This window comes from Streptomyces sp. NPDC107454 (assembly GCF_055582885.1).
The window spans coordinates 97677-114135 of record NZ_JBVJPA010000020.1 but is presented as its reverse complement, the minus strand read 5'-3'; the positions used below and the strand labels follow the sequence as shown (position 1 = coordinate 114135).

Sequence of the window (16459 nt, the reverse complement as noted above, 5' to 3'; positions counted from 1 at the left end):
ACAGCCTTGCCAAGACCATCGCCGTTAACCCGCTGAGTCGATCACGTTTCGCACCCCTGTGGGTGATCTGCCGATCCGGTGGGCGAGGGCTCGACGGGCTCGGGGATGCCTTCCCGGATCGCTCGGGCGGCGAAACCGGCCGCGCTCCCCGGCCGTGCAGCGGCTCCCCGCCCAGGCCGTGCGGCCGCCCCCTCAGGCAGGCCGTGAAGCCGCCCCCTCAGGCGGTGAAGCCGGCCACCCTCAGCGCGTGCACCAGGTCCCAGTGTCGCTCCTCCGATACGCCCTTGGCGGCCGCCAGCAGCAGCGGCACGAGGCGTCCCGGGTCCGCCTCCGCGCTGCGGGCCGCCTCCTCCGGGGTGCGGACGCGGACATACGCGTCGAGCAGCGCCCGGATCTCGCGCTGCCGCCCCTCGTCGGCCAGGCTCAGCACGGCGGTCCCGATCTCGGGAGCGGGGCGGGCGACGCCCTGGCGCAGCATCTGCCGGCCGTCGGCGCTGCGGCCCGCCGCGACGAGCGCGTCCGCGGCGCCGACCAGCCGGTCCGCGGGAAGCGAGGCGGCCTCCCACAGCAGGGTGGCCCAGTCCGCGTCGAGGCCCGCCCGGTGCAGTTCGGCGGCGAGCAGCGGGAAGCGGGCGGCGGGCCAGTAGGCGGCCTCCACGAGCACGGCGTGCGCCTCGCCGCTGCGGCCCTCGCGGCGCAGCCGGGTCAGGGTCTGGACGGTCTCGGCGGTGGCCCGCCGCGCGTCCTCGTCCAACGCCTCGGTGCGCGGCTGCGCGGGCGCCTCGGCGGCACCCGCGAAACGGGCTCCACGGGGGCTACGGCCGCTCGGCGCGGCCGGGGTGGACACGGGCGGCGCCGCCGCCTCCGGGACGGCCACAGGGGCCGCCTCGGCCTCCATCATCCCGGCGAAGCGGGCGCTGCCGCGGGGGCGCCGCTTGGAGCGCGGCTTGGGGACGGGGGCGGTGCTCGGGGTGGTGGCGGGACCCGGGCCGGGGGTGATGCCGGCGCCGGTACTGGTAGTGGGACCAGTGCCGGTACCGGTACTGGCACTGGCACTGGCACCGGCCTGGTCGTACGAGGCGATACGGGCGGCTGCAGAATCACTTCGGGCGGAACGGGCGGCCGCCGGATCGTACGGCCCGGAACCGGGGGACGCCGGGTCGTTCGGCGCCATGGGAGCGGGGGCGGGGAGGGGGACGGGCCCGGAGTGGTCGGGCCGTGTCTCGAGCGCGCGCCGGTCGGCCGGCTCCGCGACCCGGACGACGCCCCCGTCCCCCGAAAAGTCGAACGCGCCCGATACGTGGGTACGCAGGGCGCGGCGGTCCAGGTTCTCCATCCGGCGGCGGAGTTCGGCACATCGGGCGGCGGCCCGTTCGTGGTCGTCGTGGGCCCAGGCCAGGTCGAGCCGCACGGTGTCGGCCTCCTCCTGGGTGGTGGCCGCGTGCAGCTGCCGGCTCAGTTCGGCCTGACGCTCCGCGGCGTAGCGCTGTTCGCGGAGCATGACGTCGAGACGGTCGCCGAGGGCGTCCCGTCCGCCGGGCCGGCCGTCGTAGGCGGTGAGCGAGGCGCTGTGCAGGGAGCGGGCGCGCTGGGCCTCCTGGGCCGCGATCTGGGGGCCCAGCTCCGCGGCGAGGTCCTGGAAGAGCGCCTCCACGACGTCCCACGGGGGCACTTCCCAGCCGTCCAGGCAGGCCCGCATGCCGTCGGGGTCGCGCTGCCAGAACACTGCGCACCAGCCGCCGTCCTGATCGAGCCGTTTCATCAGCCCGCTCAGGTAACTCGCGAACTCCCGTACCTGACCCGGGAGTTGTTCCACAGCCATCACACAACTCCCCGCCCGACTGGAGTACTCCGGTCCGGTAGAAAACACCCTTCGTGTTACGGGACGGCTACAGGGAGTTTTCGGACTGGACGCAGAGTCCTGTGATCAATGTCGTCCATGGACAGTCCGAGCGCCCGCGCCAGTGCCGCCACGGTGAAGAAGGCGGGGGTGGGGGCCCGTCCGGTCTCGATCTTGCGCAGGGTCTCGGCCGAGATCCCGGCGGTCGCCGCGACCTCCACCATGCTGCGGCCGCCGCGGGCCTCGCGCAGCAACTGCCCGAGACGCTCGCCGCGTTCGCGCTCTTCGGGGGTCAGGGGGTTACGCACCATGGCCCCATTCTAATACCGGTATAGTAATTGGCATGGTGGAACTCAAGACGGACACGTCGATCGACGAGATGTACGAAGCGGGTCAGGTCGTGGGCCGGGCGCTCACGGCGGTGCGCAAGGTGGCGGACGTGGGTGTCTCGTTGCTGGAGCTGGACGAGGTCGCCCACCAGGTGCTGCGCGACGCGGGCGCCGGCTCGCCCTTCCTCGGCTACCGGCCCTCGTTCGCCCCCACCCCCTTCCCCGCGGTCATCTGCGCCTCGGTGAACGACGCGATCGTGCACGGCATCCCGACCGGATACCGGTTGCGGGACGGCGACCTGGTCTCCATCGACTTCGGGGCCGAACTGGGCGGCTGGGTCGGCGACTCGGCGATCAGCTTCATCGTGGGCGAGCCGCGCGTGGCCGACGTGCGGCTCGTGGAGACCGCCGAGCGGGCCCTCGCGGCGGGCATCGAAGCGGCGGTCGTCGGCAACCGCATCGGGGACATCGCGCACGCCGTCGGCACGGTGTGCCGCGCGGCGGGGTACGGCATCCCGGACGGCTTCGGGGGCCACGGCGTGGGCCGCCGCATGCACGAGGACCCGTCCGTCCCGAACGAGGGCCGCCCGGGCCGCGGCCTCCCGCTGCGCCACGGCATGGTGCTCGCGATCGAGCCCATGCTCATCGGCGGCGGCACCGACGGCTTCCACGCGGCCCCCGACGGCTGGACGCTGCGCACCGACGACGGCTCCCGCGCGGCCCACACGGAACACACGGTGGCCATCACCCGGACGGGCCCACGCATCCTCACGGCACGCTGATCGCCACCGGCGCACCGACGTCGACGAGCGAGGGCGCCGCTCGCTACGACGCCGGTCGCACCACCATCGCCGAGCCGCCACCGCGCCGTACCGTCTCGGCGGCCGCCAGCCACTGGCCGCCCGGGAGGCGTTGGACGCCCGTCGCGGCGCCGATCTCGGGGTTGAGCTTGAAGGAGTGCCCGAGGGCTTCGAGCCGGGTCCGCAGGGCGCTGTCGTACAGGCCGGGTTCGAGTTCGGTCTGGGCCGCGTTGCGCTGGCTGGCGCGCGGGGCGGCGATGGCGTCCACCAGCGGCAGCCCCCGGTCCAGGAACTCCGTCAGGGTCTGCAGGACGGTGGTGATGATGGTCGCGCCGCCGGGCGAACCGAGCGCCACCACGGGCTGGTTGTGCCGGTCCAGGACGATCGTCGGGGAGATCGACGAGCGCGGGCGCTTACCGGGGCCGGGCAGGTTCGGGTCGTGGACGGCCGGGTTGGCCGGGGTGAAGGAGAAGTCCGTCAGCTCGTTGTTGAGGAGGAATCCGCGCCCCGGGACGGTGATCCCGCTGCCGCCGGTCTGTTCGATGGTGAGGGTGTAGGAGACGACGTTGCCCCACTTGTCGGCCACCGTGAGATGGGTGGTGTTCTCGCCCTCGTACGTCGTCGGTGCGGCCGTTCCCGCGGTGGAGCAGGCCGCAGGACGGCGCGGGTCGCCCGGTGCGAGCGGGCTCGTCAGGACCGCGTCGTCCTTGATCAGGCAGGCGCGCGAATCGGCGTACTTCTGCGAGAGGAGTTCCTTCGTGGGGACGTCCTCGAAGGCGGGGTCGCCCACCCAGCGCCCCCGGTCCGCGAACGCGATCCGGCTGGCCTCGATGTAGTGGTGCAGGTACTGGACCTCGCTCGCCTTCGAAAGGTCCGTCTTCTCAAGGATGTTGAGGGCCTCGCCGACCGTGGTGCCGCCGGAGGAGGACGGGGCGATCGAGTAGACCTTCTTGCCGCGGTACGACGTCTCCGTCGGCGCCTGTCGCTTCGCCCGGTAGGCCGCCAGGTCCTTCGACGACAGCTTGCCCGGGCGGGCGTCGTAGCCCGAAGCCGGGTCCACCGGGGGCTTGTTCACGGTGGCGACGATGTCCTTGCCGAGGTCGCCGTGGTAGATCGCGCCGACCCCCTTCTTGCCCAACTCCTCGTATGTGCGGGCGAGATCGGGGTTGGTGAAGGTCGATCCGACCACGGGGAGCGAGCCGCCGGGCAGGAACAGCTTCGCGGTGTCGGGGAAGTTCTCGAAGCGCGCCTGGTTGGACTCGGTCTGCGAGCGGAAGGTCGCGTCGACCGTGAACCCGTCGCGCGCGATCCGCTCCGCGGGCTTCAGCACGCTCCCGAGCCGCTTGCTGCCCCAGCTGTCCAGCGCCGTCTGCCAGGTCGCGGGCGTGCCCGGCGTGCCCACGCTCAGCCCGCTGGTGACGGCGTCCGCGAAGGCGAGCGGCCGGCCGTTCTCCAGGAACAGCCCCGAGTCGGCGGTCAGCGGCGCGGTCTCGCGGCCGTCGATCGTGTGCACCGAACGGGACTTGGCGTCGTAGTAGACGAAGTAGCCGCCCCCGCCGACGCCGGAGGAGTACGGCTCGGTGACACCCAGGGCCGCCGCGGTGGCGACCGCCGCGTCCACCGCGTTGCCGCCCTTCTTCAGGATTTCGATCCCGGCGGCGGAGGCGTCGGCGTCGACGCTGGCCACGGCACCGCCGTAGCCGACGGCGACCGGCACCTTCGCCGGGGTGGCACGGGAGGAAGCCGTCCCGGCGGCGGGTGGCGCCGCCGCGCCGACCGACACCACCGCGGCCGAAACCGCCAAGACCGCCAGATTCCGCGCAACAGGGCGACGCATCCGTACCTCCAGTCAACAGCCGTCCGCGCAGCGTAACTTCACCGCACCCCTCCCGTCAGGACCCCCTCGAACACCGGTCCGCACTCCCGATACCATGCGCGCCCATGAATGACGACGTGCGCAACATCGTCCTCGGCGTGGTCGCCGCCGCCATCAGCGCCGCGCTCGGCTGGCTCGCCCGCACCTACCTCTGGAAGCGCAGACTCCGGCGCAAACAGGCGTTCTTCGGGCTGCCCGACAACTCCGAGTCGCTTCTCGTGGTGAACCGCGAGGCGGGCGGCCCGGAGCTCACGGTGATGCGCTTCGACGTGTTCGCGCTCCTCGAACTCGCCGCGCTGATCAAGGACTGCGGCGCGCACGCCCAGGTCGTCGCGCACGACGCCGCGCAGCAGGGGTTCGGGGAGCGGACCGAGTTCTGCGTGGGCGGGCCGTCGTCCAACCGGCGGATGGCCGCGCACCTGCACTCCCTGCTGCCCGGCATCCAGGTGAACACCGACGCCGAACCGGGCCCGGACCGCGGCGCCTTCCAGATCGGCAGCGAGCGCTACCGCCTGGAGTCGGGGAAGGGCGAGTACGTGATCCTCGCCCGGCTGATCGCGGGACAGGAGCGCGGGACGCGGCCCGTCTTCCTCTTCTGCGGGCAGCGCGCGATCACCAACCAGGCGGCGACCCGCTATCTCGCCCGCAACCACGAACGGCTGGCACGCAAGCACGGCGGCAACTCCTTCGTCCTGCTGCTGAAGGTGGTGAACTCGCACGCGTACGGGCCCGATGTCGTCGAGCTCGTCGCGGATGTGACCCGGGCCGCCCAGACCCCGCTGCCCACACCGGCGCCGGCCCGCAACTCCCATCGCGCCTCGTAGATTTCACCTCGCCTCGTAGATTTCACGGCCCTCCAACAATCTTTACCCGTGCGTAACTTACCGACGGGTTACTTCGGGTAAGACAACGAGGTTACCGTCGGGTCACATTCTACTGACACGAGTGAGGAGTGGCCCGTGGGACACCATCGTCATGCCCTGCGCACGTCCGCCGTCGGTGCCGTATCCGCAGCCCTGATCGCCGGTACCGCCCTCGGGCTCGCCCCCACCGCCCAGGCGGCCTCGGCCTCCGTCCGCTTCGTCGACATCGCCGGAGACGGCGGCACGGTCCTCAAGGCCAATGTCGTCACCCCCGCGGGCGCCGACGGCAGCCGCAGGTACCCGCTCCTCGTCATGCCGACGAGCTGGGGCCTGCCCCAGGTCGAGTACCTCGCACAGGCCCAGAAGCTCGCCGACTCCGGCTATGTCGTGCTCACGTACAACGTGCGCGGCTTCTGGCAGTCCGGCGGCGAGATAGAAGTGGCGGGACCGCCGGACGTGGCCGACGCCTCCAAGGTGATCGACTGGGCGCTGGCGAACACCCCGGCCGACGCCCAGAAGGTCGGCATGGCGGGCGTCTCCTACGGCGCCGGGATCAGCCTGCTCGCCGCCGCGCACGACAAGAGGATCAAGGCGGTCTCCGCCATGAGCGGCTGGGCCGACCTCATCGACTCGATCTACTCGGGCCGCACCCAGCACTCCCAGGCCACCGCCCTGCTCGGCGTCGCGGGGACCATCACCGGGCGCCCGAGCGCCGAACTCCAGCAGACCCTCAAGGACTTCTTCGCCTCGAACCTGTCGAAGGAGCAGGAGATGATCGCCTGGGGGAAGAAACGTTCCCCCGAGACCTACGTCGACCAGCTCAACAAGAACGGCGCGGCCGTCTTCATGGCCAACGGCTGGGGCGACACGATCTTCCCGCCCAACCAGTACGCCAGGTTCTACGAGGAGTTGACCGGCCCCAAGCGCCTGGAGTTCCGCCCCGGCGACCACGCCACCGCCGAGGTGACCGGTCTGTTCGGGCTCCCCAACGACGTGTGGACGGACACCGGCCGCTGGTTCGACCACTACCTCAGGGGCGTCGACAACGGCATCGACCGTGAGCAGCCCGTCCAGCTCAAGCCCCGCACCACCGGCGCCTACGAGGGCTACCCCGACTGGAAGTCGGTCGGCGCGACCAGGAAGAAGATCGCCCTCGCGGGCACCACCACGATCCACACCAACGTCGACTCGGGCGCGGACGGCGGGATCATCTTCCTCTCCAGCATCCTCGACCAGATCGCCCAGGTCCCCCCGATGGCGTCGATCCCGCTGCTGCCGCGCCGCTGGGCGGCCGTCTGGCAGTCGGAGAAGTACGCGAGCGTCCAGCAAGTGCGCGGAACCACCACGCTGCACACCACGCTCACTCCGACCAAGGAGAGCGGCACCCTCGTCGCCTACCTCTACGACGTGGGCCCGCTCGGCCTCGGCAAGCTGGTCAGCAACGCGCCGTACACCTTCCACGGGCAGATGCCCGGAAAGCCGTTCGGCGTCGACCTGGACCTGTACTCCACGGCCTACGACGTCCCGGCAGGGCATCGGCTCGCCCTGGTCGTCGACACGGTCGACCCGCTCTACATCGAGCACAACCCGTCCGGCGCGCAGCTGACCTTCTCCTCACCGGCGAACGACCCGTCCTACGTGTCCGTTCCCCTGCGCGAGCAGTGATCTCCGGCTGCTGGCGCCGGCCGGGTCTGGCCCTGTGAGCTGCTGCTCCCCCTACAATCGCGGGGCTGTGGGGGGACCCCCACCCGGCAGCAGCGTCCCTGGTTCGGCCGGTGCCACGTTCACGGCCTCGGTCTTGGGACTGCGCTGCTCCCGCCGGGACACCCACTGGGCGAACCAGGAGAGCAGCATGCACATCCCGATGTAGATCGGCGAGATCACCATCACCACGGGGATGAACGGCAAATCGTAGTCGAGGTTCGAGGCGATCAGTTTCCCGGCGTGGAGAAACTCCTCGTAGGTGATGAGATATCCGAGCGAGGTGTCCTTCAGGGCCACCACGAGTTGGCTGATGATGGCGGGCAGCATGGCCCGCACGGCCTGCGGGACGAGGACGTAGGTCATGACCTGGGTCTTGCGCATGCCGAGCGCGAACGCGGCCTCCCGCTGGCCGCGTTCGACGGAGTTGACGCCGGAGCGGAAGACCTCGGCGAGCACCGAGCCGTTGTAGAGGGTCAGCCCCGCGACCAGCGCGGGCAGCGGCTGCACCTTCAGCGCCACGAAGATGAAGAAGATCATCACCAGTACGGGCATGGCGCGGAAGAACTCGACGACCAGCGCGGAGATCCAGCGCACCGGACGGTGGTCGGACAGGCGTCCTGTCGCGAGCACGGTGCCCAGCGCCAGCGAGAGCACCGCGGCCATCGCGAAGGCCTTCAGCGTGTTGCCCAGTCCCCGCAGCAGCAGTTCCTGGATGCCCTTGTACTCGAACGGCATCCACTTGGTGTAGGTGAACTGGTCGGTGTCGAAGAGGAGATAGAGGATCCAGCCGACCAGGGCGAGGATCAGGGCGGTGGACACGGCCGCGTAGAGCCGGTGCCGCTGACGGGTCCTGGGTCCGGGAACGTCGTAAAGGGCGGTCGATTCGGGGGTGGTGGTGGTCATCGGGCGACTCCCCAGCGCTGTTCGAGGTAGTTGAAGATCGCGCTGATGGTGAGGGTGATGATCAGATAGCCGACGGCGATCCAGAGGAAGGTCCAGACGATGTTGTAGCCGAGCTCGCTCAGCGTCTTGTAGGTCCCGAGCAGTTCGTTGACGCTGAACGCCCCGGCGATCGCCGAGTTCTTGGCGAGGGCGATGAGCGTGGAGCCGATGGGCGGGATCACGGACCGGAACGCCTGCGGCAGGACGACCGCGGACAGCGTCTGGCTGAAGGTCATGCCGAGGCTGCGGGCCGCCTCGCCCTGTCCCTTGGGCACGGTGTTGATGCCCGAGCGCAGCGCCTCGCAGATGAACGCGGAGGTGTAGCAGCCGAGCGCCAGGACCGCGAACACCTTGAAGGGCAGCACGAGTCCGAACCGGGGCAGCCCGAGCAGCACGGCGAAGAACAGCAGGGTCAGCGGGGTGTTGCGCAGCACGGTCACCCACACCGTCCCGAAGGCCCGGAGGGAGCCGACCGGCGCGACCCGGAACGACGCCATCAGGAAGCCGAGCACGAGGGCCAGCACGCTCGCGTAGACGGTGAGTTCGACGGTGCCGAGGAATCCCTGGGCGAAGGTGTGGAAGTTGTCGATCAGTACGTTCACATCGGCCTCGCTCAGCTCGCCGGGTAGCGGTCGATGGCGGGCGGGGTGGGCGCCGGCACTCCGGAGAGCCCGAGTGTCGCCTCGTACGCCCTCTTCCAGTCGCCGTTCTTCTCGCGGGCCGCCAACGCGTCGTCGAGCGCGAACCGCAGCGCGTTGTCGTCGCGCGGCACACCGATGCCGTACGGCTCCTTCGAGAACGGCCGGCCGACGACCTTGAGTTCGTCGGGCACCTTCGCCGCGTAGCCGATCAGGATCGCGTCGTCGGTGGTGACGGCGTCGACCTGGTAGGTGAGCAGGTTGTCGACGCAGACCGAGTAGGTGTCGTAGGCGACGAGCGTCGCCTTCGGGTAGTCGGTCTGGATGCGCTGGTACGGCGTCGAACCGGCCGCCGAGCAGACACGTTTGCCGGCGAGGTCGTCGGGGCCGCGGATGTCCTTCTCGTTCTTGCGTACGAGCAGCGACTGACCGGCCATGTAGTAGGGGCCCGCGAAGCCGACGAGATTCTTGCGCTTGTCGTTGATGGTGTAGGTGCCGACGTAGAAGTCGATCTGACCGTTCTGCAGGGCGGTTTCGCGGTTGGCCGAGGCGATCGTCTTGAAACGGATGGTGCTCGGGTCGAAGCCGAGCGAGGCCGACATCATCCTGGCGATCTCGATGTCGAAGCCGGAGTAGGTACCGCTCGCCGGGTCCTTCTCGCCCAGGTACGGCTGGTCCTCCTTGACGCCGATGGTGAGGTAGCCGCGCTTTCTGGCTCTCTCCCAGGTGGGCGAGGAGGGGAGCTCGAAGCCCTCCGCCACCTGGTAGTGGGGCAGCTTGCCGGCGGCCGGTCCCTTGACGGGCGGACTTCCCTCCTTGCCGCAGGCGGCCGTCAGCAGCGCGACGCACACGAGGGCGGCCACGGCGAGGCGCGTACGTGTCGTACGGATCATGGTCGTACTCCCCCGCCTAGTGCTTGAGGATCTTGGAGAGGAAGTCCTTGGCGCGGTCGCTGCGCGGGTTGGTGAAGAACTCCTCGGGGGTGCGGTCCTCGACGACGCGGCCGTCGGCCATGAACACGACGCGATTGGCCGCGGAGCGTGCGAAGCCCATCTCGTGGGTGACGACGACCATGGTCATGCCGTCGCGCGCGAGCTGCCGCATGACTTCGAGGACCTCGTTGATCATCTCGGGGTCGAGTGCCGAGGTCGGCTCGTCGAACAGCAGGGCCTTGGGGTCCATGGCGAGGGCGCGGGCGATGGCCACGCGCTGCTGCTGGCCGCCGGAGAGCTGCGCCGGGTATTTCGGGGCCTGGGAGGCGAGGCCCACGCGGTCCAGGAGTTCGAGGGAGCGCCGGTCGGCCTCCTCCTTCTTGCGGCCACGGACCTTGATCTGGGCCAGTGAGACGTTCTGCAGGATCGTCTTGTGGGCGAAGAGGTTGAAGGACTGGAACACCATCCCGACCTCGGCGCGGAGCCTGGCGAGCGCTTTGCCCTCGTCCGGCAGCGGCTGTCCTTCGAGCCTGATGGCGCCGGACTCGATGGTCTCCAGCCGGTTGATGGCCCTGCACAGGGTCGACTTGCCCGACCCCGAGGGGCCGATGACCACGACCACCTCCCCCTTGCCGACGGTGAGGTTGATGTCCTGGAGGACATGCAACGCGCCGAAGTGCTTGTTCACGTCCTGCAGTTCGATCAGAGGATCGACAGCCATGCCCGGCCCTACCCACTCTCAGCTGTGTCGCAGAAGCCGCAAACTATCCGGGCAGGGTGACCCCCCATACGCGACACGCACTTTTCGGGCATTAGCCGTATTTTTCAATTTTCTGGTTTACGGCGTCCTGGCGAGACGGGCTACCCCTCCGCCACCTCGGCGTACAACTGGGAGAGTTCGGGGGCGCCGCTGGACGCCCAGGTATGGCCGGAGGCGACGACGTCGATCTCCCGGCCGGAGGCCAGCCGCACCGCCGGGTGGCCGTTGGGCCAGACCTCCCAGCGGGCGCCGGGCACCGTGCGCACGATGACCGAGCCGAGATAGAGCCCCGCGTCGTTGCCGAGCCATGGCAGGCTCTCCTCGTCGTCGCGCCAGCGCGGCAGCAGCTGGTCAAGCGCTTCCAACGAGGCGACGGAGTCGTCGAGTTCGACGCCCGCCTGGTGGGCCTGCGAGCGCAGCAGCTCGCACTCGGAGAGGAGTTCGGCGACGCCCTCGGAGTCGTGATCACCGTCGGAGAACACCGCGACGCCGAAGGCGGGACCGTGCTTCTTGCGCCAGGTGCCCAGGAAAGGGATGTTCATACGCCCAGCGTGACATTCGTACTCCGGGTCGCACCACAGGCGCGCCCCGGCGGCACTCACACGTCGAGGTCCACCACGACCGGGGCGTGGTCCGACGCGCCCTTGCCCTTGCGCTCCTCGCGGTCCACATAGGAGTCGGTGACCGCCTTGGCGAACGGCTCGTTGCCGTAGACCAGGTCGATGCGCATGCCGCGGTTCTTCGGGAAGCCGAGCTGACGGTAGTCCCAGTACGTGAACGGGTGGTCGTACTTCAGGGGCCGCGGGACCACGTCCGACAGGCCCGACTCGCGCAGCGCGGCGAGGGCCTCCCGCTCGGCCGGGGTGACGTGGGTGGCCCCCTCGAAGAGGGAGATGTCCCAGACGTCGTCGTCCGTCGGTGCCACGTTGTAGTCGCCCAGCACGGCGAAGGGACGGCTGCCCGCCGCGTCACCCGCGACCGCGGCCTTGAGGGCCTCGAACCACTGGATCTTGTAGGCGTAGTGAGGGTGGTCCACCTCGCGTCCGTTCGGCACGTACACCGACCAGACGCGGACCGGGCCGCAGGTCGCGGAGACGGCCCGGGGCTCCTCCACACCCTCGTAACCGGGGCCGCCGGGCAGCCCCTTGACCACGTCCTCCAGACCGACGCGGGACAGCACCGCCACGCCGTTCCACCGCCCGGTCGCGTGGACCGCCGCCTCGTAGCCCAGCTCACGCAGCTCGTCGACGGGGAACTGCTCCGCGGCGACCTTGGCCTCCTGGAGGCACAGCACGTCCGTGCCGCTGCTCTCCAGCCAGGCCAGCAGCCTCGGGAGGCGAGCGGTGATCGAGTTCACGTTCCAGGTCGCGATGCGCATGCCTCACAACCTACCGGGCGGGTACGACAACGGGTCGCCGTGACCACCGGGGCGCCGTGACCACCCGGCGCACCCGCCCTCGGGTGCTCAGACGTCCGCCGACGCCCCCGGCGCGAGCCGCAGGTGCTCGGAGCCGCCCAGGGAGCCGATCTGGTGGTCGTAGATCGGGCGCGCGAGGTCCGTCAGGAGCGCGTCGTGGATGTCGTACGCGCGCTGCGGCTTCACCTCACGGACGTAGTCGATGACCTCGGCGATCTTGTTCCACGGGGCCATGACCGGGAGCATCAGCGTCTCGACCGGCTGCTCGGGAACGGTGAGGGCGTCGCCCGGGTGGAAGACGCGGCCACCGTCGATGAGATAGCCGACGTTCGTGATGCGCGGGATGTCCGGGTGGATCACGGCGTGCAGTTCACCGTGCACCTGGACGTCGAAGCCCGCGGCGGTGAACGTGTCGCCGTGACCGACGGTGTGCACACGCCCCGGGAAGGCCGCGGAGATCTTCTCCGCGACCGACTTCAGGGTCCAGATCTCGGCCGCCGGGTTGGACTCCAGGCCGGCCCGCAGCCGGTCCTCGTTGAAGTGGTCGAGGTGCTCGTGCGTGACCAGGATCGCTTCCGCGCCGACGGCCGCGTCCTCCTCGGTGAAGGTCCCCGGGTCGATGACGAGCACACGCCCGTCCTTCTCGAGACGGATGCAGGCATGCGACTTCTTCGTGAGCTTCATGGGTCCATCCTCCCCCTCCCGGTGCCACGGAGGGCCCCCGAGACAGGTGCTCCCACTACCAGGCTCAAGATCACTCCTCGGGGGTGGTCTCCTCCCGGATGACCTGCTGCGCCACCTTGAAGGCGCTGTTCGCGGCCGGGACACCGCAGTAGACGGCCGCCTGGAGGAGCACCTCCTTGATCTCGTCCGGGGTGAGGCCGTTGCGGAGGGCGGCGCGGGTGTGGAAGGCCAGCTCGTCGAGGTGACCGCCCGCGACCAGCGCGGTCAGCGTGACACAGCTGCGCGAACGCCGGTCGAGGCCCGGCCGGTCCCAGATCTCGCCCCACGCGTAGCGCGTGATGAACTCCTGGAAGTCCCCGGAGAACTCGTCCGCCGAGGCCAGCGCCCGGTCCACATGCGCGTCGCCCAGTACCTCGCGGCGCACCTTGATCCCGGCGTCGTAGGGGTCCGGCCTGCCCAGGACCGCGGGCCGGACGACGGGCGGGGCGATCTCGGCGACGGGGCCGACCGGCGGGGCTGCCGCGAGCACCGGCTTGACCGGGGCCGCCGGGATGGCCATCTGGCCTGTGGTCGAGTCGTAGGCGGGCTGCCAGGCGGTGGAGAAGTGCCGTACCAGCAGGTCGGTGACCGCTGCCGGCTGCTCCACGGGCACCAGGTGCGAGGCTCCGGGTACGACGGCGAGTCGGGCGTCCGGTATCCCCGCGACCAGCGTGCGGGCCTCGGCGGGTCCGGTGACCTGGTCGTCGGAGCCGACGAGGACGAGGGTGGGGACGCCGATGCGGCCCAGTTCGACGCGTACGTCGAACGCGGCGAGCGCCTCGCAGGCCGCGATGTAGCAGCCGGGGTCGGTGGTGCGCACCATCTGCACGGCCCACTCGGTGATCGCGGGCTGCGCGGCGGCGAAGCCGCTCGTGAACCAGCGCTCGGGCGAGGACCGCGCGATCGGGTCAAGACCGTTGCTGCGCACGATCACCCCGCGCTGGCGGAACTCGTCGGCCGATCCGAAGCGGGGCGAGGCGGCGATCACGGCGAGCGAGGCGATCCGCTCCGGGTGCCGCAGGGCCAGCTCGATACCGATGGCCCCGCTGAACGCGCAGCCCGCGTAACCGAAGCGCTGAACGCCGAGCCCGTCGAGGGTGGCGAGCAGCCGCCCCGCGAGTTCGGTCACGGAACCCGCCGGGTAGGCGGGTGCGCCGCCGTGGCCCGGCAGGTCGAAGCGGAAGATCCGCCAGTTCTTGGACAGCTCCGGTATCTGCCGGTCCCACATGTGCCAGGTGGTACCCAGTGAGGGACCCAAGATCAGGACAGGAGCGTCTTCTGGCCCGTCAAGGCGGTATTGGAGGGTGTTCTTCGGTGTCTCACTCACCCGCCTGACCCTCTCATCTGTCACGACAGCCCGTATGAGTGGGGTCCTGGCTGTATCTGTTCGACCAGGTGGAAGACCTCGCGGACAGCCTCACGGCTCCCCACTTCCTGGCCTGCTTCAGCAGATCGCGATATCCCGCAGAGCGTCGACGACAAACCTGCGGGGCCGGCGGCGTACTGGACATGCCCGTCCCCTCTTCCGGTCCGATGGCGCGTCACGTTGCCGGTACCGGGCCGCATCGGGCGGTCAGAATCGCGAGGACGCCACGACTGATCGGCAGGCCCCTGACGTGTTGGATCGATGAACCCGGAGTCCACGCGGTGCACCCGGCCGCCGTGCGGCGAGGTCGGCTCATGGGTGTGCGCGTGTCCGCCGAGCCGGTCGTCGGCCTCGTGGAGGGTGATGTGACCGACGCGGGCCAGCAGGTACGCGGCGGTCGGCCCCGCCACGCCGGACCCGACCACCGCCGTCCGCCGTCCTCGGCGAGCCGTGTGCTGCGGGCCGTACGCGGCCTGCCGCGACGTCCGCTCCATCGTCTGTCCTCCGCACCACGCGATCGGGCTTCCTCGCGTGATCCGGAACAGACCGGGGGGACGGATTGGCGGCGGCGCCGATCGGTTCCCGTGCAGGCGCCGCCCCGCTTCGGTCGCGGCGACCGCTCGACGGTGCCTACGCTTGACTGGTCACCGCCGGGCATTCAGGGGGGACCTCCGCGTGAAGCGGGTGGCGGTCCGACGCCCTACAGCACCGGAACCGGAAGGCAGTCTCGTCATGGCTACTGCACCTGAGTTCGACACTCCCGTTCTCGACACGATCGCCGCGATGACGATCGACTCCATCGAGCATTGCCAGATGGACGAGCGCACGCTCATCCTCAGCCGCATCGCCGCACTCGTGGCCATGGACGCACCCTCGATCTCCTACCTGGCCCACGTCAATCCCGCGATCAAGGCCCAGTTCACCGTCGAGCAGCTCCAGGACCTCCTCGTCGCGATCGCACCCGTGGTGGGAACAGCGCGCGTCATGTCCGCGGCCGGCCACCTCGCCGAGGCTTTCGGCGTCGGAATCGCCCTGGCCGACAGCGAGGCCGAAGCCATAGCCCGAGCCGAGGCCGACAGCCGCACCACCGGCTGAAGCGCCAATGCCCTCCTGGAACACGGGGATCCCGGTGCGCCGCGAGCCTCCGATCGGACACCGGCTGCCTGCTGTCCTGAGGGCCGTGAGCAGTTGCACAGCACTCTTCTCAGCGCTCCGTGCCGCTCGCGCCCGCGACACCCGGCTGCTCGTCACGCACGCCGACGAACGGGCCGGGACGCCCCTGCACCGGATCGGCCCTGCCCGCGCACCGGCGGCCGAGCCGGGCAGCGGCCCCTGGCCGGCGCGTTCAGACCGTCCCGGCCGGACGCTCCTCCGGGGTGTGGCCGCTGCGAGGCCGGGACACACTGCCCATCTCCAGAGTGAAGGGCACCGGGTCGCTGTCGGATCCCCGGACCATCTCGTGCATCTCCCACACTCCCGAGCCGTCCCTGACGAACTCGGCCACGGTGGTGGCCGTGGACCCGGCGACCTGCGTGAAGTCGTCCGCCAGCAGTTCGGTGTAGCGCTGGACGACCAGCACCCCGGCGTTGTGGATGTCACCGAAAGTCCGCAGTCCGCCGTCCTGGTGGATGACCACCCCCACCACGACCCGCCCGTAGGCGGCCGCGAGGCGGTCCAACTCCAGCACCATCACCTCGACGTAGCCGAAGCCCTGGCCGGTCTGGCTGTGCCGGGTCATGTTGATCGTGCCGTCGGGAGACCGGCTGTCGTAGTGGACGATGTACACCGGCCGCCCGTGGGAATCGTCCACGGAGTAGGTCGCGGCCACGATGTCGAGATGCCGGGCCGGTTCCCCCAGGGGACTCGGGTCCCATTTCAGCCGTACCTCGACCTTCCCGAACCCCTCGCCGACGCTGCTCACCGGATGTCGCCTCCCGCACCGGACCAACGGGGGCCGCTCGGCCCCCACCGGTGAAGTATGGCCTGTGACCAGCGAATTGATGCTTCCTTGACGCCCTTGTCTCCGAACCGTTCGGCCCGGGCCGACGGCGACCGTCACCGAGACGAAGACCGTCAAGGTCAAGGTGACCGTCGCCGCGGACACGGGCAGCGACTCCGTCAGCTCCGACGACGACAACAGCGGTGGCGGACGCACCTACTACGCCAACTGCAGCGCCGCCCGCGCCGCTGAGGTCACCCCCTCTACGAGGGCGATCCCGGATACGACTCACACCTCGACCGGGACTGCGACGGCGTCGCCTGCGCATGA

16 protein-coding genes and 2 pseudogenes are annotated in these 16459 nt (G+C 70.3%); 5 read left to right on the top strand and 13 right to left on the bottom strand.

Going from position 1 to position 16459, the window contains the following annotated elements:
* Positions 1-217 precede the first annotated feature (217 nt).
* Together ACZ69M_RS40860 and ACZ69M_RS40855 are read right to left on the bottom strand one after the other, a co-directional pair.
* The gene (locus tag ACZ69M_RS40860) at positions 218-1822 is read right to left on the bottom strand and encodes a hypothetical protein (RefSeq protein WP_470058088.1); all 1605 of its coding nucleotides are present in this window, start codon (positions 1820-1822) and stop codon (positions 218-220) included.
* 56 nt (positions 1823-1878) lie between these two features.
* A complete protein-coding gene (locus ACZ69M_RS40855; protein WP_067362435.1) occupies positions 1879-2151 on the bottom strand; it encodes a helix-turn-helix domain-containing protein in 273 nt (90 codons plus the stop codon).
* 32 nt (positions 2152-2183) lie between these two features.
* On the opposite strand from ACZ69M_RS40855, the gene map reads away from it, so the two are divergent.
* Positions 2184-2951 carry a type I methionyl aminopeptidase gene (gene map / locus ACZ69M_RS40850; RefSeq protein WP_097286817.1) on the top strand — a complete coding sequence of 256 codons (768 nt, stop codon included), beginning with the start codon at positions 2184-2186 and terminating at the stop codon, positions 2949-2951.
* A gap of 43 nt (positions 2952-2994) precedes the next feature.
* Here map and ggt read toward each other — a convergent pair whose 3' ends face one another.
* A complete protein-coding gene (gene ggt, locus ACZ69M_RS40845) occupies positions 2995-4806 on the bottom strand; it encodes a gamma-glutamyltransferase (RefSeq protein ID WP_470058085.1) in 1812 nt (603 codons plus the stop codon).
* A gap of 104 nt (positions 4807-4910) precedes the next feature.
* Between ggt and ACZ69M_RS40840 the strand changes: the two genes are divergently transcribed.
* Positions 4911-5669 (top strand): hypothetical protein, encoded by a 759-nt coding sequence (locus tag ACZ69M_RS40840; protein ID WP_180292807.1) that lies wholly within the window; start codon positions 4911-4913, stop codon positions 5667-5669.
* A gap of 135 nt (positions 5670-5804) precedes the next feature.
* Positions 5805-7373 (top strand): alpha/beta fold hydrolase, encoded by a 1569-nt coding sequence (locus ACZ69M_RS40835; protein ID WP_470058083.1) that lies wholly within the window; start codon positions 5805-5807, stop codon positions 7371-7373.
* A gap of 51 nt (positions 7374-7424) precedes the next feature.
* Here ACZ69M_RS40835 and ACZ69M_RS40830 read toward each other — a convergent pair whose 3' ends face one another.
* The 9 genes and pseudogenes from ACZ69M_RS40830 to ACZ69M_RS40790 form a co-directional block, all read right to left on the bottom strand.
* Complete coding sequence (locus tag ACZ69M_RS40830) at positions 7425-8315, bottom strand: amino acid ABC transporter permease (RefSeq protein ID WP_470058081.1); 891 nt, start codon at positions 8313-8315, stop codon at positions 7425-7427.
* Positions 8312-8956, bottom strand: coding sequence for an amino acid ABC transporter permease (locus ACZ69M_RS40825; protein ID WP_470058079.1), 645 nt, complete (start codon positions 8954-8956; stop codon positions 8312-8314). The genes ACZ69M_RS40830 and ACZ69M_RS40825 overlap by 4 nt, the downstream gene beginning before the upstream one ends.
* A gap of 11 nt (positions 8957-8967) precedes the next feature.
* A complete protein-coding gene (locus tag ACZ69M_RS40820; protein ID WP_470058077.1) occupies positions 8968-9885 on the bottom strand; it encodes a glutamate ABC transporter substrate-binding protein in 918 nt (305 codons plus the stop codon).
* A 16-nt stretch (positions 9886-9901) separates the two neighbouring features.
* Positions 9902-10645, bottom strand: a complete 744-nt coding sequence (locus tag ACZ69M_RS40815; RefSeq protein ID WP_352044605.1) for an amino acid ABC transporter ATP-binding protein — start codon at positions 10643-10645, stop codon at positions 9902-9904.
* Positions 10646-10785: 140 nt separating this feature from the next.
* Positions 10786-11226, bottom strand: a complete 441-nt coding sequence (locus tag ACZ69M_RS40810) for a DUF6278 family protein (RefSeq protein ID WP_054230384.1) — start codon at positions 11224-11226, stop codon at positions 10786-10788.
* A 56-nt stretch (positions 11227-11282) separates the two neighbouring features.
* The gene (locus tag ACZ69M_RS40805; protein WP_470058074.1) at positions 11283-12062 is read right to left on the bottom strand and encodes an exodeoxyribonuclease III; all 780 of its coding nucleotides are present in this window, start codon (positions 12060-12062) and stop codon (positions 11283-11285) included.
* A gap of 87 nt (positions 12063-12149) precedes the next feature.
* On the bottom strand, positions 12150-12785 hold the full coding sequence (locus ACZ69M_RS40800) for an MBL fold metallo-hydrolase (protein WP_067362462.1): 636 nt from the start codon (positions 12783-12785) through the stop codon (positions 12150-12152).
* Positions 12786-12855: 70 nt separating this feature from the next.
* Positions 12856-14151: a bifunctional 3-oxoadipate enol-lactonase/4-carboxymuconolactone decarboxylase PcaDC gene (gene pcaDC, locus ACZ69M_RS40795; protein WP_470058072.1), complete on the bottom strand. Its 1296-nt coding sequence runs from the start codon at positions 14149-14151 to the stop codon at positions 12856-12858.
* 284 nt (positions 14152-14435) lie between these two features.
* A pseudogene (locus ACZ69M_RS40790) lies at positions 14436-14684 on the bottom strand (NAD(P)-binding protein); the annotation flags it as partial.
* Between the two features lie 238 nt (positions 14685-14922).
* On the opposite strand from ACZ69M_RS40790, the gene ACZ69M_RS40785 reads away from it, so the two are divergent.
* Positions 14923-15285 carry a carboxymuconolactone decarboxylase gene (locus ACZ69M_RS40785; RefSeq protein ID WP_470058070.1) on the top strand — a complete coding sequence of 121 codons (363 nt, stop codon included), beginning with the start codon at positions 14923-14925 and terminating at the stop codon, positions 15283-15285.
* Positions 15286-15535: 250 nt separating this feature from the next.
* Here ACZ69M_RS40785 and ACZ69M_RS40780 read toward each other — a convergent pair whose 3' ends face one another.
* Entirely contained in the window at positions 15536-16138 is a 603-nt protein-coding gene (locus ACZ69M_RS40780) for a TerD family protein (protein WP_470058215.1), read from the bottom strand.
* A 276-nt stretch (positions 16139-16414) separates the two neighbouring features.
* Between ACZ69M_RS40780 and ACZ69M_RS40775 the strand changes: the two are divergent.
* A pseudogene (locus ACZ69M_RS40775) lies at positions 16415-16459 on the top strand (hypothetical protein); the annotation flags it as partial.